Raw genomic sequence first — 25,610 nt, 5'->3', positions numbered from 1 at the left:
GAATGCTGTAATAGATGTAATGCAAAGGAGGTATTGGAAAAGTGATTGCGGTTCTTCATAAAAAATATATTTCAGACAGAAAATAATATCCAATGATCAAAAGAGGAAAAATGCTACTCTTCGGTTTGTTTGCGCTAGCCCTTATAGTGGGCAATGCACAAAATCCCATTTTAAAAAAAGGTGAACCAAACTTTTTGTATATCGCAGATCCTGCTGCCGAGGTTTATAATGGGAAAGTTTATTTGTATTGTTCTCACGATGTGGATACTGCTATCAATTATAGTACGATGCAGGATTATGTGGTGCTTGAAACAGAGGATATGGTGACCTGGAAGAACCATGGTGTTGTGCTCAAACCTCGTGAATTTTCTTGGGCACATGGTCAAATGAATGCTCCTGATGTGGCTTATAAGGATGGATGGTATTACTTCTATTTTCCTTTTAATAAAACACATATTGGAGTTGCCAAAAGTAGGCACCCGGAAGGGCCTTGGCAAGAGGCGGTCACGGATAAAATTACTTCGATCTTTGACCCTACGGTTTTTGTGGATGATGATGGACAAGCTTATATATATGGTAATGATGCAAAAATAGATATCGGAGACAAGGGAAAGCATATCATGGGTGCTTTACTTAAAGATAATATGATTGAGTTAGATGGTGAATGGCAACGTTTGAGCGAAGAAACTGTAAATGAAGCAGTGCACTGTTTTAAGCGAAATGGTAAGTATTATTTTATGGGACGAAAAGGATGGCGCACGGCATATTGGATGGCCGATTCTCCATTGCCCAATGAAAAGTACGCCGATTTTATGGGCTTTATTACTAAAACACAAAAGGATGCACCGACTCATATGTCTGCTATTGAATTTAACAAACAGTGGTATTTCTTTTATCAAAGGGGAGATGTAAACGATGGCACTTTTTTTCGTCGTTCAGCTTGTTTTGAAAAGATGTCGTTTTTTGAAGATGGAAGAATAAAACCCATAGAGTATACCTTGGACGAAGGTGTCGTGCTTAATGAACCTGTAACGCCTATTAAATAAAATATGTAATTATACCCATTAAAAATGAAACAGTTTTGTTTAACAATAGTAATGACTTGTACTATTGTTGTATTCTGCTCTGTATCCTGGAGCCAGGTCAAAAAAAACGATGATTTTACGTCTTTTCATCATCCACGTATCTTAAATAGCGATACCTCAAGAGATTCTTTTTTAAAGTCGCTCGAAAGCGTAGAATGGAAAAAGGAATATATTGAACGTAAAAAAAAGGACATGGAAAAATATTTGGATCGTTGTGAAAATGATCCGGAATGGTTGGTTTCACGTTTACAAATGAATTGGAAAACTAAACATACCAATGTTTATCTAAAAGGAGGTAATTTTTCTCATTCAGATGGCGAGGCACCGGTGCCTACAGTCCGTTTTTCTGGAACACGAGACTGGGCAACCGATTATCAAAAGTTGCGCTTAGAAGAAGTAAGTCCTTATTATGATGACGAACGAGGATATTATTTAAAACATAAAGAAACTGGTAAAAAAGAGTGGGTACATCCTTCTAAAGTCGGTCATATGATAGAGGGAATTAACAGAAGTATTCTTTCCATTGCGCAAGATGCTGCCTTTTTGTATTGGCTTACGGGCGATAAAAAATACGCAGAATTGGCTTCTCCTGTGTTCTTTACCTATACCGAAGGTATGTATTATCGTAATCCGCCTGAGGTGCTGGACGATTCTAACCAACGGTTTATATCCGGACTGGCTACTTTTGAGGTAATACATGAGCAGGCAGTGGTTTATTTGGCGTTGACTTACGATTATTTGTATCATTATTTTGTTCAGGAAAATAAAAGTTTGGACCATGCTCAGGCTGTTTTTCAAAAATGGGGAGACCAGATTATTCAGTTTGGTATACCGGATAATAATTGGAATTTGTTTCAAGCCAGATTCTTAATGTATATCGCCTTGGTGCTCGAAGGGGATGATCACTACGACAATGGTAAGGGGCAACAGTATTATTTAAAGTATACTTTTGACGAGTCAACACCCAGACAAATTGCCATTAAAGATGCACTGTTGGTTTATGATCAGCAAACTGGTATTTGGCCGGAGTCGCCTTCTTATTCAATGCATGTAAATACAACACTCCTTGAAATACTGACATTGCTCGACAATGTAACAAATGCCAATGAATTGGTAAATTATCCAATGATAGAGAAAGCGGCTCTGGCCTGTTTTCAATATTTGTTTCCCAGTGGTAATAATGTGGGCTTTGGAGATTCAGGTCATGGAACTATTCCTTTTGAAAATTTTGAGCTGTTGATTTCAAATTACCATAAATATGGAAGTATTAGCAAAGAAAAATTATTGAGCTCTTTATTGCAGCCATATATTCAAAATGGGCAGTACAAGAGGAAGGTGGATAATCTTTTTCAATTGAATTTTTATGTGGATGAGTTAGAGGATAGCACTGCTGTTCGTGATTTAGTTTACTCAGGCTTGATGACGCCTACTTTCTATGCGCCCAATGTAAGCATGTTTGTGCAACGTATGGGAAAAGGGGATCAGGCTACAATGGTCTCTACTGTTGGTTCTTATGGAAATCATGCGCATACCAATGGAATAGCAATGGAGCTGTATGCCAACAACTATGTGCTTGCTCCCGATATGGGTAGGGGTAGAAGTTACTGGAGCGCTGATTTTAAGGAATATTATGCAAAGATGCCGGCTCATAATACCGTGGTGGTGGATGGTAAATCTGATTATAGCAATATGCGTAGCTTTCATCCTTATAGTTTGGATAATCATTACCCCTTGTCCGGAGAATTACATCCTTCGTTTAATAAGGTGTCATTTTGTAAGGTTTCGTTTGTAGAACCCAAGACCAACGCTCATCAGCAAAGACTAATGGCTATAATCAATACGCCGATTGGTAAGCCTTATATTGTTGATTTATTCAGATCAAAAACGGAGAATGAAAATCAAAAGCATGAATATTTTTATCATAATCTGGGGCATTCATTTCAGCTTTTTAGTCAGTCAAACACCCCGCTGCTACTTAAGAAAAGTAATGATTTAACATCAAAGGGAGGTCAGTTGAAGGCTTATGATTATTTAACAGATAAGAAAAAGGTAGTGGTTGATGCCGATCTAAGCGCCATATTTACCATCCAAGAAGAAGATAAAGATGACAATTTGATGAAGTTATGGATCAAAGGAAGTAAGAGACAGACTGTTTTCTCCGTACAATCACCTCAAAGTAATGCTATCTCTAAAGGAACAGGGACGGCGCCCCAATCTTTACATGGAAAGAAAATGCCTACGCTTGTCTTGAGAAGAAATGAACAAGCATGGACCAATCCTTTTGTCGTGGTTTTTAATCCCTATTTTAAAAATGGATCTAACCCAATTCAAAATGTAATATTTTCACAGGAAACAAAATATGATCAGCAAATTCATATTCAACATACCGACGATAGTACTTCTGACAAGATAACGCTTGCCACATCCTCCAATGATGTGATAGGTGCACATGATCTTTACCAAAAAGGACTATTATCTATTGTAAGAGAAAAAGAGGGTCAGGATATACCCGAATTTATATTTGCTTCTGGTATCTACCAATTAAAATACAAGGAGTGGGAAATTACAGCGTTGAATATCCCTGCTACGGTTTCTATTGAAAAAACACAGGATGGCTTTGTGTTGAGTAACGATCAACCGATTGTTGTAAAAATTCCTCATTCGCAGGGTTTCAAACCTACAAGCATTCGCTTGTACAAGAATGATGGTAATTTCATTGAACGGCGCGGAAATATAAACAGGAACAATGCCCATCAGATGGAGTTTCGATTAGAACAGGCATATCATAAGATACTTGTTCTTTCTATGTAATGAGAATGTATTCATGCAACAAATTTTCTATAAATGGATATTTCTATTATATGACTTCCTGGTTTGTTTTATGGTTTGCTGTGCCCATGTTTGTAATTTTGGGTATTTCTGATAAGTGAAGCTTAATAAATATAAAATAGTAAACAGCATGATAAGGAAACTGAAAATATGGACCCTGTTTGTTTTAATGGCAGGTGGAATAAAAGCGCAGGAATATAGAATCATACCTCTGCCTGAAAACCTGGAACAGGCCTATCCTCGCTTGTATATAACACAGGATGAGAAAGGTGAGCTGGAATCAACCATTCAGCATGAGAAGTGGGCACAGGAGGTACTCGCAGGAATTCATCAACGAATAGATACTTATGTGCAACGTCATGTGGATGATCCTCAATGGATGCCCTCGCGTTTACAAATGTACTGGAAAACAAAGTCTACAAATGTTTATATCGAAGGAATATATTACTCTCACGCCGATGGAGAGGCGCCTGTTCCTACGGTGCGATTTGCCGGTTCAAGGGATTATACCACCAATTATATGATGCCCAAATTAGAAGATGTAAAACCTTATATGGATGATGAACGAGGTCTGTACCTTCCCAATAAAACCAAAGAAGGACAACCTTTTGAATGGGTGGAGATATCAAAAACGGGTGGTATTATTCATAAGCTTAATCAAAAAATCATTGGTTTGGCAAGGGATGCGGCTTTTATTTATTGGCTTGAAGGTGACGAACGGTATGCCAAATTTGCCTTCGATATCTTTAATACATATATGCAAGGTATGTACTATCGTAATGAACCCATTGACCTGTTGAATGGTCATATTCAAACCTTAGTTGGACTAAGTTGTTTCCAGGTTATTCATGAAAGTAATTTGAAGGATATTGCGGAATTGTACGATTTCCTACACCCCTATATTGAGGCCAAATACAATGAACAGGTGGAGAGATACGATGAGACAATTAAAAAATGGACGGACATAATAATCAAAAATGGCGTGCCTCAAAATAACTGGAACCTACATCAGGCTAATATCATTTTAAAAGCAGCCATGGTATTGCAGAACAATGAAAATTATGCCGATGGTAAAGGACGTGAATACTATATTAATCACATTCTTAATGTGACCAGTCCACGTCAGTGGTCAATGACCAAGTTGATGGATTATGGTTATGATGAAAATAATGGCGTTTGGGCCGAATGTCCGGGATATTCGCAAAGTGTCACCAAGGAGCTAATGAGCTTTATTCACGATTTTGATAATACCTTTGACCATAATATCCTTCCATACACGCCGGTGATGGATAAGGCGGTGAAAATGTTGCCTCAATACCTTTTCCCTAATGAGCAAATTGTTGGCTTTGGTGATAGCTATTATAGCTCGCTTTATACTGAGCCTATGGGTGATATGATACGATTGGCACAAAAATATGGCGATAAAGAAAGGGAGAAAGCATATACGGCTTTGTATCGTTTGTTTGAACCTGAAGCAGATATTGAATCCGATAACTTTAAGCCAAGAGCCAATGTGTCATCTTTTTTTGCAGCCAAACCTTTGCAGATTAATAAAGAGTATCCCAAGGGCAAATGGGATGATTATGTGACACAGACTTTTTATGCGCCTAATGTTAGTTGGCATGTACAGCGCATGGGACAAGGTAAAAATGGAATGATGATCTCTTTAAACGGGTCTTTAGGTAATCACATGCATGCCAATGGTATTAATATGGAATTGTATGGTAAAGGTCTTGTGCAGGGAGCTGATCCGGGTAAAGGTGCTGGCTATTTGCAGCCTATTTATTTGGAGTATTATTCGCAATTTCCTGCGCATAATACGGTCATGGTAGACGGGATCTCTTCTTATACTGAAATGCTGAGTTATCATGCTTTTGATTTAATGGGAGCTTATCCGAAATCTGAACAAAAGGAAGGTTTCTATGAAGATATTACTTATAGTGATGTTTACTTTCTGGAACCCGAGAGCCGTAGTGACCAAAATAGAACCGTGAGTATTGTGAGAACAAGTGAATCAACCGGGTATTACGTAGATATATTCCGCTCTAAAAAACAACGCAAAGGTGATAAGTTTCATGATTATTATTATCATAACTTGGGGCAAAGCATGAAACTTACAGATGTAAATGGCCAACTTTTAGATGTCCAACCCAGTGAGGAAATGGGTTTTGCTGGTGGTCACTTGTATGCCTTGGATTATATGTGGGATAAAAAGTCCATTAGAACCAGTGACGATTATCAGGCAGAATGGAAGATAGACAGACCGGAAGGCCAAGAAGACGTATTGATGAATCTTTGGATGAAAGGAACCCAAGGTAGAGAAGTCTTTACCATCAAGTCTCCTCCTTGTAAATCGTTCAAAGATAAAACAGGCATTCCCTATGATATTGACCATGCACCTTATTTAACTTTGGCTGCACGGCAGCACGGAGAAGCCTGGGAGCATCCATTTATTTCTGTTTATGAGCCTTTTACTTCTACTGAAGGAAAAAGCATTGTCTCGATACAAGGTTTTAATGATGAGAATGGGAATAAGGACTTTGCAGGTGTACATATCATCCATAAATCAGGAAGAAAAGATGATATATTTGCGTGTTACGGAGGAAAAATTGCCAGAAATAAAAATAACTCCACGGATGCTTCATTTGCTGTTTTAGGTCACGAGAAAAATGGAGATTGGGTGATGTTTATGGGTAATGGATCTCTTTTGAATAAGCATGATATATCCATTGTAGCCGACAAAAAAGGAAATGTTGTATTGAATAAAAAAGGGCATACTTATCTGTTGCACAATGAAGTGCCGGTAACCATAAAAATTGGCAAAAACAAAAAATATTTTAAAGCAGGTGAACTGAGGGAGGTTCTTGTTAAAAAGAAATAAACTTTTTGCCTGCAGAGAATGATTAAGCACATGCTGCTGTCCTCGTAATTTATAAGTTATGTCTCCTAAATTAAAATATGGCAAAATATAATTATTCTATTAGCCCGACTTATATCTATAGGTCGGGCTAATAGTTGATATATGTGTGGAAATGGCATGTAGAGATGATCATTAAAAGGAATAATATCGACTTAAATGATTGGAAGAAATACCTTGTATCTGATTATTTTTTAGCTTCTTTCTGTGTTCATATTTATTTTTTTTAAATTTAAAAAATGAATAAAGAGTTTAATCTGGAAAATATCATTGATGGACTGGCCAGAGATAATGAAAAATCATTAAGAGAGCTATTCAACTATTATTATCCCAGGTTATATAATTTCTCAAAATCATTTATTAAGATTGAAGATAGTATAGATGATATTCTTCAAGATGTTTTTATTAAAATATGGCAAAATAGAAAGCATATTACCCGTACAGATACTTTTAATGCCTATATTTTTACCATTACCAAAAATTTACTTCTTAACGAATTGCGCCGTTGTTTGAATCACAAACACTTGAAGGACGAGTTATATGAATTATCTACCGCTCATGAATATTCTTTTTTAGAGACTACAACCTACGCTGACCTTGAACTATTGGTGAATGAAGTGGTAGACGAATTACCGGATCGCCAGAAACAAATTTTCATAATGAGCCGTTCCAAGGGCATGTCGAATAAAGAAATTGCAAAGAAATTAAATATCTCCACCAAAACAGTAGAATATCATATCACACTGTCAATAAAGTATTTGAAGCAAAAAATGAGTGTTTTAGGATTCGGGTATCTACTTTTTTTTTATTTATTTTTATAATTTTTTCACATTTACACTAGGGGTCATGTGTTTTGGTGTGTATTATTAGTATCAATGCATATATGAAATGAGCCATGGAAATGTGCTTATGCACAAGGGGATGATTAGTTTAGGCGCGTTTCGTATGGCCTTTCAATATTTAATTATAACCACATGAAACACCTTTTAAAAAAATATTATAATTCTATTTTAAACCCTCAGGAATTTTCTGAGCTAATTTGTTTTTTAGAAAAAGAAGAGAATGATCCCAAGATTTCGAATTTGATGAAACCATTTTGGAATGAATCAGTAGAGGGTGACGACATTGAATTTCGCTCAAATACAGCACTCTTTGAGCGTATTAAAAATAAAATACTGATTGAAAAATGGAAACATGATTCTAAAAAAATGAATTTTTATATATGGGGGGTCCGAGTGGCATCACTTTTAATCATTTCACTTTTGATCAGTAATGTTTTTCTTTTTTATAGCAATGATTACTCCTTAAGTAAAAATGTTAAAAATCAAACTATTTCAACTCCTTATGGGGCCAAAACAAGTCTTACGCTGCCTGATGGTTCTTTGGTTTGGTTAAATTCCGGAACAACACTTACTTATCCTGTTAATTTTAAAAACTCCCGTCATGTAAAATTACTAGGGGAGGCATTTTTTCAGGTGGTGAAAGACGATAAACCCTTTGTTGTTTCTACAAGCTATGGAAATGTTGAAGTTAAAGGAACTTCATTCAATGTAAAAGCTTTTTCGGACGATTGTTCATTTGAAACTACTTTAGAAGAGGGAAGTGTGTTGTTAACCGATAAAAGAAATATGAATGCTATTACTCTCAAGCCAAATCAACAGGCAAAAAAAATGGCAAATGGATTTCGTGTAAAAACGGTAAATGCCAATTATTTCACTTCGTGGAAAGATGGAAAGTTGATGTTTAACCGAGAGCCTTTTCCTGATTTTGTGCGACAGCTAGAACGCTGGTATAATGTTCATATAGAATACTCTGATGAAAGTTTGGATACACTGTGGTATACAGGAACCATTGAAATGGAAAGTATTAGTGAAGTTATGGAAATGATTCGAAAATCTACTCCGATAAATTATACCTTTAATCATAAAACAAGGGTATTTACCATACAATCAAAGAAATAAAACAAGCGTAATTGAAGTAAACTTATTTATAAGTTTAAATATGATACCGCTATAATAAAGTATTTCTCATTTTGGAATATCATTTATTTTGGCGTTCCATGTGGCCATTGAAATTAAATTTAAATATATGAATAATAACTAAATACCCATGCCAATGAAATAATAGGATGTCCTCTTTTGAACTACGGGACTAAAATAAAGAAGCAAGAACTGGACCTTCTTGCTTCTTAGTGTAGTTTTAATAAAAAATGGTAGTCATTTAATTTAAAACATTCGAAATTATGGAAAAAAATCGGAGTATCCATGGATTGAATCCATGTGTACGAAAAACATTGTACGTTATGAACTTATTGGTTCTTATGTTAGCGGTCGGATTTACGACAGCTTTTGCTTCACAAAGCTATTCTCAAACGACTAAATTGTCGTTGAAAGTAGAAAAAATGAGTCTTGAGAAATTCTTGATTAAAATTGAGGAACAAAGTGAGTTTCGTTTTTTTTACACAGGAAATATTAATGTGGAGAAAAAGGTTACAGGAGACTTTAAAAATAGTAAAGTAATAGATATTCTGGATCAAATTAAAGAAGAGTTACAAATTAATTATGAAATCATGGGGCGTCAGATTATTCTGTCACCTGCAGTTCCATATCATTCTAAGGATATGCATAACAATGCTCAACAACAAAAGGTCATTTCAGGAAAGGTAACAGATAATTATGGAGGGCTTCTTCCTGGTGTTACAGTTCAAATAAAAGGAACTACTAGAGGTACGATAACGGATGCGGATGGAAATTATATCATTCAAAATGTAGGAAATGATGCTGTATTAATTTTTTCTTTCATCGGAATGGTTACTCGTGAAGTTGCAGTGGAAGGTCGCAGCATCATTCATATTACTATGACAGAAGAAGCTTTGGGATTGGATGAAGTAGTTGTGGTTGGTTATGGTACACAAAAAAAAGAAACATTAACTGGTTCGATTGTTAATGTGGCAGGGGCAGAGATACAGAAGAGTCCAAACCCGAATGTGTCAGCTAATTTACAAGGTAAACTTCCTGGCTTGGTTGCCAATCAGCGAACAGGGGAACCTGGTCGTGATGACCCAACCATTTATATAAGAGGTTTAGGTACGATGAATGATAATACCCCTCTTATTATTATTGATGGTGTTCCTCGTAGTAATATGAGTAGAATGAATGCTGAAGATATCGAAAGTGTTACCGTGTTAAAAGATGCTTCGGCTGCTATCTATGGCGCCCGTGCTGCTAATGGAGTTATTTTGGTGACTACCCGAAGTGGTAAGACAGGTAAGCCAGTCTTTAGTTTGTCTTACAACAGTGCTTTTTCTTCTCCTACTAAACTTCCTGATTTGTTGGATGCAGCAACTTATGCTGAAACATTTAATGAAGGAGAATGGTACGACTTAGGTAGACCGGATGATTATACTCCTTATTATTCAGATGAAGTTATTCAAAAATACAGAGATGGTTCTGATCCCATTTTATATCCTAATACTGATTGGGTAGATGAAGTATTGAAGGATAATGCCCTTCAACAAAGAGTAAGTCTATCAGTAACCGGAGGTACTGATAAAACAAGGTATTTTATGTCCTTTGCCTACCTTGATCAAGATGGGAATTTCAAAAATAATCCAACAAAGTATCAACAGTATAACATGCGTACTAAGATAGATGTGGATTTAACTGATCATTTAACCATAGGTGCTAATCTAAATGCATTAATTAATAAAAAGAAGTATTCATCCCAAGGAACCTGGACTAATTTTTATAATATAATACGTGCGCTACCAACTATTCCTGCCGTGTATCCCAATGGATTAATCGCTCCAGGACGTTTGGGAGAAAATCCTCTGTTGCTTAATAGGAGAGGATACAAGCGTGTTGATGAAACACCTATTTATACTACTTTTACTGCTACCTATAAGGTGCCATTTTTGAATGGTTTAAATATCGATGCTTCGTATAATTATGACCAAGATAATCATACAGATAAAACCTGGAATCTTCCGTATTCTTACGACGAATACAATGTAAATACAGGAGAATATGAAGTAGGTTCTGTGGGTATTACGACTCCTATGCTTACCGAACGTTATAGTAAATGGACTACTTCTGTGTTTAATTACCGGATATCTTATGAAAAGATGTTTGATAGCCATAAAATAACGGCCATGGTTGGCCAAGAACAGCAAACCAATACTTATTCATGGATTGAAGCCTATAGACAAAATTTTGTCAGTTCCGCTATAGACCAAATAAATGTGGGAAGCAGTGCCGCTGAAGATAAAGATAATGGAGGCTCGGCTTCGGAAAGTGCTTATAACAATTATTTTGGTCGATTGAATTACGATTATAAATCAAAATACCTAGCTGAATTTTTGTTCCGTTATGATGGTTCCCAGATCTTTCCTGAAGGAGAACGTTATGGTTTTTTTCCCGGTGTGTCATTGGGCTGGCGATTGTCTGAAGAGGAATTTGTTAAAAACTTGATACCTGATATTGACCAATTAAAATTGCGGTTTTCTACAGGAGAAATTGGTAATGATAGGGTTGGCCAATGGCAATATTTGCAGTCTTTCTCTTTTGGCCATAATTATGTATTCGGAACTTCGGATGTGCCAGGTATTTATGCTAATACAATGCCTAATCCTAATATCACTTGGGAAGTCAGTAAAAAGACAGATATTGGTTTAGATGCTTCTTATAAAAATAATTTATTAGGAATGGAATTTACTTTGTGGAAAGAAAATCGGTCGAATATATTGGCCTCAAGAGATCTTTCGATTCCTTATATCTTAGGCTTTTCTGGCTTACCGGATGAGAATATTGGAGAGGTTAATTCTCATGGTTTTGAGCTAATCTTACGTCATAGAAACAAAAGTAATGTATTTAGTTATCATATCGATGGAAATGTAGCTTATGCTGAAAGTGAGGTGGTGTTTATGGATGAAGTACCTAATACAGAATCGTATCAAGATCAAACCGGTAAACCCATAGGTGCATCATTATATTACGAAGCAGATGGTATTTTTAACACACAAGAAGAATTCGATGCCTATCCACATCATGCTAATTCTCAAGTGGGAGATATTAAAATAGTAGATAAGAACGATGATGGGGTTATTGATTCCAATGATAGATTTAGGTATGATAAAACAGACACTCCCAAATGGGTCTTTGGTGTAACAGCTACTATGGAGTATAAAAATTTTGACTTAAACTTGTTTTTCCAAGGTCAAGCTGGTGCTGTGAATTATTTTAGACGGGTAAAAGATCTTGGTACTACTGAGCCGGCCAACGCATATGCCTATAGAGCAGAAGATCGATGGACTGTTGATAACCCTGATGGAACGATGCCTCGGGCACGGCATAATCATATTGATAATTCTACCTTTTTTTTATATGATGCCACTTTTGTTCGATTAAAAAATGCTGAACTTGGATATACTCTACCTCAAAATTTAATAGCAAGAATTGGTTTAAATGAAACTCGTTTTTATGTGAGTGGATCAAACCTGCTTACGTGGGCTAAGGAGATTACATTTACTGATCCTGAGGTAAGTGGAGAGTCATTATACTATCCCCAATTGCGAGTGATTAATTTAGGTGTGAATTTAAAATTTTAAGGTGATGAGAAAAATATTAATAAGCTTTATAGCAATTATTTCGCTGTTTTCTTGTAGTGATACTAACTTAGACCTGGAACCGCAAGATCGTATCGCTGAAAACGCAGTATGGGTAGATGTAAATTTAATAAGAGCTTATCATAATGAATTGTATGCTGGAATTCAGGATGCAAAGGGACCTAATATGATGGCAAAAGCAACAGATGAAATGTGTTTTAATAATACTTCTCGTTATCCTGGACCAATTTTAAATGCAACTCTTAATTCCGATAATGTGAGTGATAGAGCTGAGTTCAGAGGGGGAGGGAGTGTATATACTTGGCGTAGAGATTATAGCTTGGTCCGAGAAATTATTATATTTCTGGAGAAAATGGAAAGTGACGTTGCATTGGATGACGATGAAAGGGCTGTTTTAGTTGCAGAAGCTAAAGTAATTCGCGCCTATATGTATTTCAGACTTATTGTTAGATTTGGAGGTGTACCTATTGTAACAGAAGCCTATGACCTGGATAGTGAATTTAATCTTTCTCGTAATACGATAGATGAGTGCGTGGCTTACATCGAAAAAGACTTGGAAGAGGCCATGCCTTACCTGCCCGAAACTATTTATGCAGATGATAGTAATTTTGGGAGGGTTAGCCAATCTGCGGCAAAGGCTATTCTTTCTCGCATGTACTTGTATATGGCTTCGCCTCTTTTTAATGAAGACAATGATCTAACAAAGTGGCAAAAGGCTGCTGATGCTGCTTTAGATTTGATAGATGATGGATATTTTTCACTTCATCCTGATTATACTTCTCTATTTAATGCTCCTAGTGGTTCTGTCAATAATGAAATAATTTGGGGAAGAAACTATACCACGTCTAATTATCATTCTCAGCCAATGTACATGCTTGGTCGTCGGTGGGGCGCCTATGGTGGTTGGGGTGGTGCTGGAGGTGTGTCTCAAAATCTTGTAGATGATTATGATATGATCAATGGAGAGCCTGCTTATGTTAAAGTAAATCATGTTAATACGACTGTGAATCCAGCTTCTGGCTACGATCCACAAAAACCATACTTAAATCGTGATCCTCGGTTTTATCAATCCATCAATTTTAATGGAACTGAATTTCGGGGAGTAACGCTTGAAAAATGGGTGGCATCTGACGGAACATCTTGGGGGTATGATTCTTACAAGGAAAGTGGAGATAATCCTCGAAGTAATTATACATTGCGAAAATTTATGCCCGGCCTTGATATCCAAAGTGAATTAACATGGGAAACTCCTTTTACCTCCCCATTTCATTTTTTTAGATTAGCGGAGATATACCTCAATTATGCAGAAGCGATGTTTGAACTTGGAGATGAGGATGTGTGTAGGGATTATATAAATTTGGTTAGAGCCAGGCCGACCGTTAATATGCCACCAATACCGGATATAATAGTAGGGGAAGAACTTCGAACAAGGTTATATAACGAAAGAAGGATTGAGTTGGCTTTTGAAGAACATAGGTATTTTGATGTTCGAAGATGGATGATTGCACCATATACCGAAGAGGTAGACCTGTACGGAATGGATGTTATTAAAGATGTGAATACGGAGCAATTGAGTTACGAACCTGTGATGTTGTTTGATAGAATGTGGGATGATAAGTTGTATTTTATTCCTATTGAGACTTCAGAGATTTTAAAAACAAATGGAAGTATTACACAAACGCCCGGTTATTAGTTAATAGTATAATTTTAAAGAATAGGCCACTGATTTTTCAGTGGCCTATTCTTTATTTAAACATTAAAATGCATTGATAGATGAAAAATGTACTTTTTTTTATTATAAAATTAACGTTGCTCTTATTTTTAGTTTTGCTGTTTTCGTGCACTGATAAAAAACAAAAACACGAAGAACAAAAAATAGTAGAAGTTTCAAAAAATCTAACACTATGGTATGCAAAGCCTGCAAGTATTTGGAATGAAGCCTTGCCTATAGGGAATGGTCGCCTGGGAGCAATGATTTATGGAGGGGTTGAACAAGAACATTTACAGTTAAATGAAGAAACCTTATGGGCCGGAGGTCCCCACTGTTATGATAATCCGAATGCATATGGATATCTTTCGAAAACACGAGAGCTTCTGGAGCAGGCTAAATATGCGGATGCAGAGACTATTGCTCAAAAAATGATGGGAATACCCCTTCACCAAATGGCCTATCAGCCCTTTTGTGATCTTTTTTTTAAATTTTCATATGACAGTATTTTCTTTGATTATCAACGTGAACTCAATTTACAAGATGCGGTGAGTACGGTCAGCTTTCGCATAGGAGATGCTCGTTTTACACGTAGGATTTTTGCTTCGTATCCCGATCAGGCCATCGTGGTGCGACTTGAATGTGATAAACCAGGCTTGCTTACCTTTGATATGTCTATGCTAAGTCCTCATAAGAATACATCCATTGTCGCACGTGATAATGGGATAGTCATGAAAGGTCAGCTTGGATCGCGGAAGGGGGTAGGGCTTACTGGAGCTTGGGAAGGAGAGGGAACCAAGTATGCTGCACAGGCAAAAGTAGTAGCTGAGGGAGGTAATATTCTTGCTCATGACGATTACTTGTCTGTAAGAGGTGCAGATGCTGTGACGGTTGTTTTTGTGGCGGCCACTAATTATGTAAACTATCAAGATTTGAGTGCTGATCCAGAGAGAAGGATAGATGACTATATGGTTGGGTTACATCAAAAAACATTTAGACAGTTAATGCAAAGACATATTACTGATTATAGTGAGCTTTTTGATCGTGTGAGTATTGATTTGGGAGGAAAGTCAACCTTTAATAACATGCCTACTGATGAGCGTATTAAAAAGGTTGCCATGGGGAATTTTGATCCGCTTTTAACTGAACAAGTATTTCAATACGGTAGGTATTTGATGATTGCTGGCTCCAGACCAGGTACACAACCTTTAAATTTACAGGGTATTTGGAATGATAAGATAACTCCACCCTGGTCTAGTAAATATACTATTAATATCAATATTGAAATGAATTATTGGGTGGCGGAGGTATGTAACTTGAGTGAGCTGCACGAACCATTATTGCGCATGGTAGAAGAATTGCAACAGCCTGGGCGAAATACGGCAAAGGTTCATTATAATGCCGGTGGTTGGGTTGCACATCATAATACAGATATTTGGAGAGGAACAGCACCAGTCGATGGTGCGCAGTGGGGAATGTGGCCCATGGGAGGTGCTTGGCTTTGCCAACATCTATGGGAGCACTTTCTCTATTCCTGTGATACTTTATCGCTGGAAAAATCATACCCTATAATGAAGGGAGCCGTTGCGTTTTTTCAGGATGTTTTGGTCGAAAATAAAAATGGTTATTTGATAACTTCTCCATCGCTTTCGCCCGAACATAGTCATGGCGGTACAACAAAGGATGGTCTTAGTATTGGTAGGAATGGTACTTCCTTGTGTGCAGGACCTACTATCGATATTCAAATTCTGAGAGACTTGTTTGATCATTGTATAGCTGCATCTAAAATTTTAAATGTGGATGATGATTTTAGTGCAAAAGTGGCTAGAATGCGTGCTCGTTTACAGCCTATGAAAATTGGACAATATGGTCAGCTTCAGGAATGGCAAGAAGATTGGGATAACCCGAAAGATCCTCACAGTCATGTGTCTCATCTTTACGGTTTGTTTCCGAGTTGTCAGATTAATAGATATGATACGCCTGCCTTGTTTGATGCTGCTAGAATTTCATTATTACACCGAGGTAACCATGGAGGATGGCCTGGTGCTTGGAGGATCTCATTGTGGGCTCGTTTGGGTAGTGGGCAGAGAGCTTTGAATAGCCTGACTCATTATGTAATACCTGAATTTACACCTAATTTATTGAATAGTAGTAAGTTTCAAATAGATGCTAATTTTGGAGCTACTGCAGGAATGGCTGAAATGCTTTTACAAAGCCATAACAAAGAAGTTCATCTCTTACCTGCTCTTCCCTCTGTATGGGTAAATGGTTCGGTGAAAGGGTTGCGAGCACGTGGTGGACTGGAAGTTGATATAGCATGGAGCGAAGGAAAGCTTGCAGAGGTTGTTATAAGGGCGGATAAAGAAGTAAGTTTTCGTTTGACAGTTCAGGGTAAACAAGGTGAAATGATTCGTCTTAAACCCGGAGAAAAGATGTGTTGGTCGGAGTTGTAACCAAATTATAATTTTGAAAAGGTGCTAAGTTTTATTGATGAGGTAAGTAATATTTATGCTTTGATATTGAAGTAAATAAATGATATAGAATGAAGAATTATGTATTTTTTTTACCTAAATATGCAACATATATTCTGTTTTGATGGAAGTTTTGCCGATTGTTGTTTGGAATACCTTGTTATCTTTGATTGTTATTTGTCGTTGTGATTTTATTGAGCACACAGGATGTGAAAGATGTCAATATTACATCGCTAAATGAAACGAGCCATGAGAAAAGTTTCCCACACAGGGTATGATTAATTCTGGCGAGTTCTATATGATCTTAAAAAAACAAATTATAAACATATGAAAACTATTTTAAGACCTTTTTTATTCCTACTATTTTCTGTTGCATTATTCTATGGATGTGCAAAAGAGAAAAAAAAGAAACCTAATTTTCTTTTTGTTTTAGTAGATGATCAATCTGCGTTTGATTTGAAGATGTATAATTCGAATTCAATTTTGGAAACTCCCAACATTGATAAGCTGGCTCAAGGGGGAATGGTTTTTGAAAATGCTCGTAATATGGGGTCTATGAACGGTGCGGTATGTACGCCTTCACGTCATATGATTATGAGTGGACGTACGGTATGGCATTTGCCACCAAGTGCTGAATTTCAAAAGCAAGTAGATCCACACCCCATTGATACGATGACGATCGGTGCAGTTTTTAATCGTGCAGGGTATAAAACCATGCGTACTTGTAAAAAAGGAAATTCTTATCCAGGAGCCAACAGGCAATTTACAGTTGTAAAAGACAAAACCAAACGAGGAGGTACGGAAGAAACGGGTAGTGCCTGGCATGCAAAGCAGGTGTTGGAGTATCTGGACACGAGGGAAAAGACCCAGGAATCGGATCCTTTTTTTATTTATTTTGGGTTTTCTCATCCTCATGATGTTCGTAATGGAACACCTGAATTGCTTGAGAAATACGGAGCTGTCAATCATATAGACAAAACAACACTGCCTCCTGCAAATCCTAAGCAACCGAACCTGCCTCTTAATTATTTGCCTGCACATCCTTTTTTTCATGGTCATCCTAATTTGAGAGATGAGGAACGCGTAAGTGGGGTGTGGAAAAATAGGGATGTGCAGACCATACGTAACGAACAAGGACGGGAGTTTGCTTGTTCTGAGAATATTGATATACAGATTGGTAAGGTTTTGAAAAGACTCGAAGCCATGGGCGAATTGGATAATACTTATGTTATTTATACTGCGGATCATGGTATTGCAATTGGTCGTCATGGGCTAATGGGAAAGCAGAATCTATATGAACATTGTTGGAGAGTTCCCTTTATCGTGAATGGTCCTGGAATTAAAGCAGGAACAAGGGTGGAAGGTAATATATATTTGCTGGATGTATTGCCTACCTTATGTGATTTAGCAGGTGTTGAAATTCCAGAGACTGTGGAAGGTAGAAGTTTTAAACCTATTTTGGAGGGAAAAACAAATAGTATTCGGGATATCATGTATGGAGTCTATTGCGGAGGAACAAAGCCAGGTATGCGTTCTGTAGTGAAAGGAGATTGGAAATTGATAAAGTATGATATGATGAACGGGGCTGTTCGTGAAACACAACTCTTCAATCTGGCAAAGAATCCTTATGAATTTCTTCCTGAGCATGGTAAAACAGAAGCAATGCAAACCGATTTGGCTGAAGATCCTAGATATGCTGATAAACTAAAAGAAATGGAAAAAGCACTTCTGGATCAGATGATCAGATATGAGGATCCTTATAGATTGTGGGATCAAAAAGAGATAAAGATGTACTGATCTTAAGGAGTGAAATTTTTAATGATTTAGTATTTGTTAAGAGGGTTTTATCCAATATTGTTGTAAATAAGTATAATTGTAAAATTATGAACACAAAATTTTTTGTATTCTTCTTATTGCTTAGCTTGATGCCTTTTCGCATTCAAGCGCAAAGACAAGAGCTAACGCCAGAGGACTTATATAATTGGCCATTCTACGGGCAAGGTACCAAGTTGGTGGAAAGTCACAATATGTTTTTTATGAAAGAGGCGAAAGAAAGTAATGGGGTCATGATTGTTAGTCCAAAGAGCTATGGTGACGATGTGGTGGTGAGATATGATGTAATGACTTTAACGCCCGCATCTGTTTTAGTGGCCATTTTGTCGGCTTCTAATCTTGGGAAAGATGCAGGCTTACGTATTCCTGAAGGGTATGATGGCTCTATGAAATTGTGGATTGAAGATGTAGAAAGCTATTTTTATGCTTTTAGAAATGGACCTCATAATTTTACACCGTTTATCCGAAAGTATCCGGTAGCGAAAGGGGAGGATCCTGCGCTTGTTTCATATGATAAGAATGTTATGCTTCCGGGTGTTTTTTATTCTATTGAGATAGGACGTAAAAAAAATGATTTGTGGTTGAAGGTAGATGGTGAAAAAATACTGGAGACAACAGATGAAAAAGCCTATGGAGGAGGACATATTGCCTTACGTCTTAGAGGTACGGCAGGAGAGTATGCGGCTTGTTTAGTAAGAAATATGGTAATTATACAGTAGGTAGTCTTTGCAAGAAGACTGCCAATACTGCGTTATTCTTATTTTTGAAACAGTCATTTACAATCAGTAAACACCTTGGTTTCAAAAATATTAGAAGCCTTGCATTTGAAGTTTTCTTATCTAAGACAGAAAAAGTAGATTTTTTGCAGCTACTAGGAAAACTATTGTAGCATCCGGGTTAAAACGAACCATTATTGGTTCGTTTTTTTTTGGTGTGGAGAATATGTTTCTATCTGAATGTTTAAAATAGATATAAAATAAATGAAATTAAACATTTTATTGGTTCTTCAGATTAAACAATTTTAACATCTTAAAATTATAATTATGAAATGTTATTTTTTATCTATTACTGTTTTGGTTTTTAGTATGTTATTTGGGTCTTGTAGCTCAGAAAATGCTTCTCAACCCAATATAGTTGTTATTTTATGTGATGATTTAGGCTATGGAGATTTGTCAAGTTTTGGACATCCGGTTATAAAAACGCCTAACCTTGATCAAATGGCCAATGATGGTATAAAATTTACCAACTGTTATTCTGCCGCGCCAGTCTGTTCACCTTCTCGAGCAGGATTGCTGACAGGAAGAAGTCCTAATAAGGCGGGTATTTATGATTTTATACCTGGGGTTAAGAAGAGTGAGGATTGTAGAGACATGGTTCATTTGCAAGAGCATGAAAAAACAATTCCTGCTATGCTGAAATCCGTTGGTTACACAACCTGTCTATCTGGTAAATGGCATTGTAGTTCCAGGTTTAATAGTGATCAACAACCTAAACCTGATTATTTTGGTTTCGACTATTGGTTTTCTACGCATAATAATGCAGCACCGAGTCATGAAAACCCCAATAATTTTGTGCGAAATGGAGAGAAAGTAGGGGTGCTGAAAGGATTTAGTTGTCAACTGGTAGTAGATGAAGCCATTCATTGGTTGAAGAATAAACAAAAGAATAAGCCTTTTTACTTGCAGGTTTGTTTTCATGAACCTCATGAACCTATCGCTTCGCCAAAGGATATGGTCGATAGTTATCTGCCTAAGTCAGAAAATGAGAACCAAGCACTGTACTTTGCCAATGTAGCTAACATGGATAAGGCTGTGGGACGATTGATTCAATATTTAAAAGATAGTGGTTGTGATGAAAATACGCTTATCTTTTTTACATCGGATAATGGACCGGAAACCTTGAATAGGTATGCCAAGGCCAAGAGATCTTATGGATCACCAGGTGATTTAAAAGGAATGAAACTGTGGACTAATGAAGCAGGATTTCGTGTGCCGGGTATATTATATTGGATGGGACAAAAAACTTATAAAGGCTCCAGTGATGCAGTTATTTCTTCTCTTGATCTATTACCCACCTTTGCCCAATTGAGTGGAGCAGAACTACCCAATAGAATATTAGATGGCGAATCTATCGTACCACTCATTAAAACGGGGGAGCAAAAAAGAACAAAGCCATTAATATGGGCTTTTTATAATGCTTTAAATGAACAGCAGGTGGCTATGCGCTCTGGCGATTGGAAAATTTTATGCAAATTAAAGAATGACACCAGCTATATTCCACGATTGAATAATATTTACAAGGGGAATGAAAAACTGGTGAAGGAAGCGCATATGGTTGATTTTGAGCTTTATAATATGAAAAACGATTGGGAAGAAAGTGAGAATGTGCTTACGCAGTATCCCGAGGTTTTTGAACGCTTGAAAGCACAGTTTGAGGATGAATATCGTAAATTGTTGGACGAGAGTTTTGTCTGGGTACGAAAGGAAGAATAGTTTTAAGGTATAATAACGAAAATTAGTTTTGACGGAGAAGCTTTGTCAATATTGTTTGAAAAAATAGCGGGATCACAAAAACTTATCTGAGCTTTTCATCTATTCTATTTGTCCATCTCCAGCAATATGCAACATGTGGAGTATTACTTTGGATGATCTCGCTATTATCAATACAGCTGGCAAATTACTTTTGTATTGTAAATAATTAAATATTAATAGCAATATGATGAAAGCATCGTTTATAGTCACAATTTCATTACTCTCGTTTTTATTTGTTGCATGCAATGAAAAAGAGATGGAAAAACCTAATGTTATTCTCATTATGGTTGATGATGTGGGATATGGTGACATTGGCGCCCTGGGAAACAAATGGATACAAACACCGAATATTGATGCGCTGCATGCAAATAGTACGAGGCTGACCGATTATCATGTAAGTCCTACTTGTGCGCCTACCAGAGCTGCTCTGATGACAGGACACCATAACTATCGTACAGGTGTGTTTTTTACAATAAAAGGACGTTCTTTACTCCTTGAAAAGGAAACAACCATGGCGGAGGTGTTCAAAGAAAATGGATATAGTACCGGAGCCTTTGGAAAATGGCACCTGGGTGATAATTATCCTTTTCGTCCAGAAGACAATGGTTTTGACGAAGTTGTAGTGCACAACGGTGGAGGTGTAGGACAAACAATGGATTATTGGTATAATAATTACTTTGACGACAAGTATATGCATAATGGCAAACTTGAGCAATATGAAGGTTATTGTACGGATGTGTGGTTTGAAAATGCCAAGAAGTTTATTGCTTCTAAAAAGGATGTGCCTTTCTTTTGTTATTTAGCTACCAATGCTGCACACTCGCCTTATTGGGTGGCCGACAAATATGCTGATCCTTACCGCGACAATGAAAATATACCCAATGCAGCCTTTTATGGTATGGTTGCTAATATTGATGAGAATATCGGAAAGTTAGTTAATTATCTTGAAAACACTGGTTTAATGGATAATACCATATTGATATTTACAGCTGATAATGGTACAGCGGCCGGTGCTAAAGTGGAAGGTCACCGTTTGGATGGTTTTGTGGTTAAAGGAAATAATGATGGTATGCGTGGTATCAAAGCCAGTATGTACGAGGGTGGACACCGTGTACCGTTTTTTATCCACTGGAAAGATGGTCAAATAAATGTAGGAAAGGATATTGATGCCTTAACGGCTCATTATGATATTTTTCCAACTTTGGTTGATTTGTGTGGCTTGAAACTTAAAAAAGATCTTCAATTCGACGGAAAAAGCCTGGTGCCATTGATGAATGGGAACAAAGAAGGTTTTGATGATCGAATTGTGTTTGTGAATACACAGTTTTCTACTGATCCGGAACCTTGGAAAAGAACAGCTTTAATGCACAAGAAGTGGCGATTGGTTGAGGGTACGGAATTATATGATCTAAGTACCGATCCGGAACAAAGAGTCAATGTAGCAGATAAATATCCGGAGAAAGTGAAAGCTTATAAAACTGCTTACGAAAAATGGTGGTCTGAGATATCTCCTACTTTTAAAGAAAAACCATATTTTATCATAGGTAATGAGGCTGAAAATCCAACTACTTTGCGTTGTCATGATTGGCATTCAAATCCCGAGTTTACTCCATGGGCGCAAAGACATATTCGGGCTGGATATATAAATAATGGTTTTTGGAGAGTGCGTGTTGATGAGGCTGGAGTGTATACCTTTAAGTTACGTCGTTGGCCTCAGGAAACTGGTCTGGCCTTAAATGCGAAAGCTCCTGTTATTCCAGCTTTGGAAGGAACAACTGTAACGGCAAGTAATGAAGGAAAAGCCCTGGATATTCAAAGTGCTCGTATTAAAATTCAGGGACAGGAAATGTCGAGTGAAGTAAATCCTGAAAATGAATATGTTGCGTTTAAGCTTGAACTTAAAAAAGGTGAAACGCAATTACAAACATGGTTTACCTTGGGTAATAGTGAAGAGTTAGGTGCTTACTATGTGGAAATTGAGAAACCATAGTTGAATTATTCATCAGCCGTATGAAACGAGCCATGAGAGTAATCTCTCACACAGGGGGATGATTATCCGGTGAGTTCCATATGGCAACTGAAAAACAAATTATAATCATATGAAAATATATAAGTTGCTTTTAGGTATATGTCTCATTATTGTTGTTGGGACAAATACCAGTTGTGCAAATAATAATAAAGAGACGGTATCATCACAAAAGCCTAATATCGTTATTATTTATACCGATGACCAAGGTTATGGCGATGTAAGTGCATTGAATCCCAATGCCAAATTTAAAACTCCCAATATTGATAAGATAGCCAATGAAGGACTTGTTTTTACAGATGGACATAGCAGTGATGCGGTATGTTCTCCTTCAAGGTATACATTGTTGACAGGTAGATATAGTTGGAGAACTTCGTTGAAAAAAGGGGTGCTGCTTGCAGATGGGCCTTGTTTAATTGAAAAGGATCGGATGACTATTGCCTCCATGCTTAAAGAGAAAGGTTATAATACCGCAATGGTGGGTAAATGGCATCTGCAAATGCAGTTTGAAGGAGAAAAGGGTAAAGGTAGAAACTGGAGCCTGCCTTTTCGCGAAGGTCCTGTAGAACATGGTTTTGATTACTATTTTGGTATAGCTGCATCTATGAATTTTGGCATATTGACCTACCTGGAAAATGATCGTGTACTGGATCCTCCTGTTTTATATACAAAAAAAAAGATGGATGTAACACCACGTACCTACCGTATGACCCCACCTTATAAAAAAGAAATCGCAAAAGGGCATGTGGAAGTAGCCCCTTCTTTTAATGATGAATTGGTGTTGGAAACACTGGCAGAAAAGGCGGTGGCGTATATTAATAAATCTGCTCAAGAGGCACAAAAAGGTAAGCCATTCTTTTTGTATCTGCCACTTACAAGTCCTCATTTACCGCATTGTACTCATCCTGATTTTCAGGGGCGGAGCAACTGTGGTAATTATGGAGACTTTATGGAAGAAACGGATTATAGAGTGGGTCAAGTGTTGGATGCCTTGCAGAAAAATGGATTGGAAGAGAATACCTTGGTAATATTTTCATCTGATAATGGGGCTGAATCTAATTATGTGTATCAACGCGATACTTTTCAGCATTTTAGCTGTATGAACTTTAAAGGAGGTAAACGCGATATCTACGAAGGTGGTCACCGGGTGCCTTTTTTGATGAGATGGCCTAAGGTAATTAAGGCAGGTAGTCAAGTACATATGCCTGTTTGTCAGTCGGATTATTTGGCTACAATAGCCGATATCGTGGGAGCTGTTATTCCTGATAATGCGGCGGAGGATAGTTATAGCTTGTACCCACTAATGAAGCATAATGATAAGGATTATAATGCCAATAGAGCTGTTATTCATCATTCTTTTACAGGACATTTGGCCATTCGTCAGGGAAAATGGAAGTTAAATATGCTGAGAGGTTCTGGAGGTTCCTTAGAACCTAAACTTATTGAACCAAAGCCAGGTGAGGCATTGTATGAACTTTATGATATTGAAAACGATCCTGGCGAAACAACAAATTTGTATTTTCAATATCCTGATGTGGTTAAAAAGTTAAAACAAAGAATAACAGAAATTATTAAAGAGGGGAGATCTACAGAAGGTGAACCTCAACAATTTGTAAAAGAAAATTGGAGTCAAATTAACTGGGTGAAATGGTAGTTTTACCTTTATATATGTACTGATAATGACAAGGAAATTAATTTTATGGGCCGCATTCATATTTGTATTTATTTCTGTTGCTGTTCAAGCTCAGGATGTAAGTGATCAATTAGCAAATATCGATAGAGATAGGCCTTTTAAACTAACCTATAAGACGGTAGATACAGTTAGTTTGGATTTAACATTCAGGTATCCAGCCGGGTTTAATAAGCATCGAAAATACCCAACCATGGTGTTCTTTTTTGGTGGAGGCTGGAATGGAGGATCTATTGACCAGTTTAAACCACAGGCAGAATACTTTGCTTCTCGTGGTATGATCACCGTGCTGGCTGATTATCGTGTGAAAAGCCGACATAAGACCACTCCTTATGAATCTGTTGCGGATGCTAAGTCGGCCATTCGCTTTTTACGTAAGAATGCGAAGGTGCTAAATATTAACCCTAAAAAAATTGCTGCTTCAGGAGGTTCTGCCGGAGGTCATCTTGCTGCAGCTTGTGGTAACTGCCCCGGACTGGATGAGCCTGAAGAGGATTTAAGTATTAGCTCAAAGGCAAATGCCTTGGTATTATTTAATCCTGTTTCAGATAATGGTCCGGATGGTTTTTGCTATGAGCGAATGGGGGAGCGGTGGAAAGAAATATCACCAGCACATAATATCAGAAAGAATGCACCTCCTACCATTATATTTCTTGGGAAGAAGGATCATTTAATTCCAGTTAGTATTGTGGAAAAATATCAAAATAAAATGAAAGAGGTAGGAAGCCGTTGCGACTTGTTTTTATATGATGGAGTGGGACATGGGTTCTTTAATAATACAAAACATAATGGAGAATTTTATACGAAAACAGTATATCAAAGTGACCTGTTTTTGAAATCCTTGAAGTTTTTGAAAGGTGAACCTACCTTGTAATGATTGAAAAATATTGAAGGACA

At 37.2% G+C, this 25,610-nt stretch carries 14 protein-coding genes; all 14 read left to right on the top strand.

Going from position 1 to position 25,610, the window contains the following annotated elements:
• The first annotated feature begins 92 nt into the window (after positions 1 to 92).
• The 14 genes from CYTFE_RS28535 to CYTFE_RS0107370 all read left to right on the top strand — a co-directional run bounded on the left by CYTFE_RS28535 (position 93) and on the right by CYTFE_RS0107370 (position 25,587).
• Positions 93 to 1,046: a family 43 glycosylhydrolase gene (locus tag CYTFE_RS28535; protein ID WP_052343063.1), complete on the top strand. Its 954-nt coding sequence runs from the start codon at positions 93 to 95 to the stop codon at positions 1,044 to 1,046.
• A 24-nt stretch (positions 1,047 to 1,070) separates the two neighbouring features.
• Positions 1,071 to 3,896 (top strand): heparinase II/III domain-containing protein, encoded by a 2,826-nt coding sequence (locus CYTFE_RS0107435; RefSeq protein ID WP_211238157.1) that lies wholly within the window; start codon positions 1,071 to 1,073, stop codon positions 3,894 to 3,896.
• Positions 3,897 to 4,044: 148 nt separating this feature from the next.
• On the top strand, positions 4,045 to 6,795 hold the full coding sequence (locus CYTFE_RS0107425; protein WP_027471297.1) for a hypothetical protein: 2,751 nt from the start codon (positions 4,045 to 4,047) through the stop codon (positions 6,793 to 6,795).
• Positions 6,796 to 7,070: 275 nt separating this feature from the next.
• A complete protein-coding gene (locus tag CYTFE_RS0107420; protein WP_027471296.1) occupies positions 7,071 to 7,652 on the top strand; it encodes an RNA polymerase sigma-70 factor in 582 nt (193 codons plus the stop codon).
• 153 nt (positions 7,653 to 7,805) lie between these two features.
• Complete coding sequence (locus CYTFE_RS0107415) at positions 7,806 to 8,792, top strand: FecR family protein (protein ID WP_027471295.1); 987 nt, start codon at positions 7,806 to 7,808, stop codon at positions 8,790 to 8,792.
• Positions 8,793 to 9,133: 341 nt separating this feature from the next.
• Complete coding sequence (locus CYTFE_RS0107410; protein ID WP_044212171.1) at positions 9,134 to 12,436, top strand: SusC/RagA family TonB-linked outer membrane protein; 3,303 nt, start codon at positions 9,134 to 9,136, stop codon at positions 12,434 to 12,436.
• 4 nt (positions 12,437 to 12,440) lie between these two features.
• Positions 12,441 to 14,147, top strand: coding sequence for a RagB/SusD family nutrient uptake outer membrane protein (locus CYTFE_RS0107405; RefSeq protein ID WP_027471293.1), 1,707 nt, complete (start codon positions 12,441 to 12,443; stop codon positions 14,145 to 14,147).
• An 80-nt stretch (positions 14,148 to 14,227) separates the two neighbouring features.
• A complete protein-coding gene (locus CYTFE_RS25485; RefSeq protein ID WP_052343062.1) occupies positions 14,228 to 16,615 on the top strand; it encodes a glycoside hydrolase family 95 protein in 2,388 nt (795 codons plus the stop codon).
• A gap of 345 nt (positions 16,616 to 16,960) precedes the next feature.
• Positions 16,961 to 18,430: a sulfatase-like hydrolase/transferase gene (locus CYTFE_RS0107395; RefSeq protein ID WP_027471292.1), complete on the top strand. Its 1,470-nt coding sequence runs from the start codon at positions 16,961 to 16,963 to the stop codon at positions 18,428 to 18,430.
• A gap of 86 nt (positions 18,431 to 18,516) precedes the next feature.
• On the top strand, positions 18,517 to 19,185 hold the full coding sequence (locus tag CYTFE_RS0107390) for a hypothetical protein (protein WP_152541666.1): 669 nt from the start codon (positions 18,517 to 18,519) through the stop codon (positions 19,183 to 19,185).
• Positions 19,186 to 19,509: 324 nt separating this feature from the next.
• On the top strand, positions 19,510 to 20,958 hold the full coding sequence (locus CYTFE_RS0107385; protein ID WP_027471290.1) for a sulfatase family protein: 1,449 nt from the start codon (positions 19,510 to 19,512) through the stop codon (positions 20,956 to 20,958).
• Between the two features lie 223 nt (positions 20,959 to 21,181).
• Positions 21,182 to 22,987: an arylsulfatase gene (locus CYTFE_RS0107380; RefSeq protein WP_052343061.1), complete on the top strand. Its 1,806-nt coding sequence runs from the start codon at positions 21,182 to 21,184 to the stop codon at positions 22,985 to 22,987.
• 109 nt (positions 22,988 to 23,096) lie between these two features.
• Positions 23,097 to 24,677, top strand: coding sequence for a sulfatase-like hydrolase/transferase (locus tag CYTFE_RS25480; protein WP_044212130.1), 1,581 nt, complete (start codon positions 23,097 to 23,099; stop codon positions 24,675 to 24,677).
• 25 nt (positions 24,678 to 24,702) lie between these two features.
• Positions 24,703 to 25,587: an alpha/beta hydrolase gene (locus CYTFE_RS0107370; RefSeq protein ID WP_044212132.1), complete on the top strand. Its 885-nt coding sequence runs from the start codon at positions 24,703 to 24,705 to the stop codon at positions 25,585 to 25,587.
• Positions 25,588 to 25,610 lie beyond the last annotated feature (23 nt).

Source organism: Saccharicrinis fermentans DSM 9555 = JCM 21142 (assembly GCF_000517085.1).
Classification (GTDB): Bacteria; Bacteroidota; Bacteroidia; order Bacteroidales; family Marinilabiliaceae; genus Saccharicrinis; species Saccharicrinis fermentans.
The sequence above is the reverse complement of the archived record's forward strand: the minus strand, read 5'-3'. Positions and strand labels throughout refer to the sequence as shown.

What these genes read in the sequence shown, in the direction of transcription:
- CYTFE_RS28535 (WP_052343063.1), top strand. Translation starts at nt 93, where the DNA reads ATGATCAAAAGAGGAAAAATGCTACTCTTCGGTTTGTTTGCGCTAGCC.
- CYTFE_RS0107435 (WP_211238157.1), top strand. Translation starts at nt 1,071, where the DNA reads ATGAAACAGTTTTGTTTAACAATAGTAATGACTTGTACTATTGTTGTA.
- CYTFE_RS0107425 (WP_027471297.1), top strand. Translation starts at nt 4,045, where the DNA reads ATGATAAGGAAACTGAAAATATGGACCCTGTTTGTTTTAATGGCAGGT.
- CYTFE_RS0107420 (WP_027471296.1), top strand. Translation starts at nt 7,071, where the DNA reads ATGAATAAAGAGTTTAATCTGGAAAATATCATTGATGGACTGGCCAGA.
- CYTFE_RS0107415 (WP_027471295.1), top strand. Translation starts at nt 7,806, where the DNA reads ATGAAACACCTTTTAAAAAAATATTATAATTCTATTTTAAACCCTCAG.
- CYTFE_RS0107410 (WP_044212171.1), top strand. Translation starts at nt 9,134, where the DNA reads ATGAACTTATTGGTTCTTATGTTAGCGGTCGGATTTACGACAGCTTTT.
- CYTFE_RS0107405 (WP_027471293.1), top strand. Translation starts at nt 12,441, where the DNA reads ATGAGAAAAATATTAATAAGCTTTATAGCAATTATTTCGCTGTTTTCT.
- CYTFE_RS25485 (WP_052343062.1), top strand. Translation starts at nt 14,228, where the DNA reads ATGAAAAATGTACTTTTTTTTATTATAAAATTAACGTTGCTCTTATTT.
- CYTFE_RS0107395 (WP_027471292.1), top strand. Translation starts at nt 16,961, where the DNA reads ATGAAAACTATTTTAAGACCTTTTTTATTCCTACTATTTTCTGTTGCA.
- CYTFE_RS0107390 (WP_152541666.1), top strand. Translation starts at nt 18,517, where the DNA reads ATGAACACAAAATTTTTTGTATTCTTCTTATTGCTTAGCTTGATGCCT.
- CYTFE_RS0107385 (WP_027471290.1), top strand. Translation starts at nt 19,510, where the DNA reads ATGAAATGTTATTTTTTATCTATTACTGTTTTGGTTTTTAGTATGTTA.
- CYTFE_RS0107380 (WP_052343061.1), top strand. Translation starts at nt 21,182, where the DNA reads ATGATGAAAGCATCGTTTATAGTCACAATTTCATTACTCTCGTTTTTA.
- CYTFE_RS25480 (WP_044212130.1), top strand. Translation starts at nt 23,097, where the DNA reads ATGAAAATATATAAGTTGCTTTTAGGTATATGTCTCATTATTGTTGTT.
- CYTFE_RS0107370 (WP_044212132.1), top strand. Translation starts at nt 24,703, where the DNA reads ATGACAAGGAAATTAATTTTATGGGCCGCATTCATATTTGTATTTATT.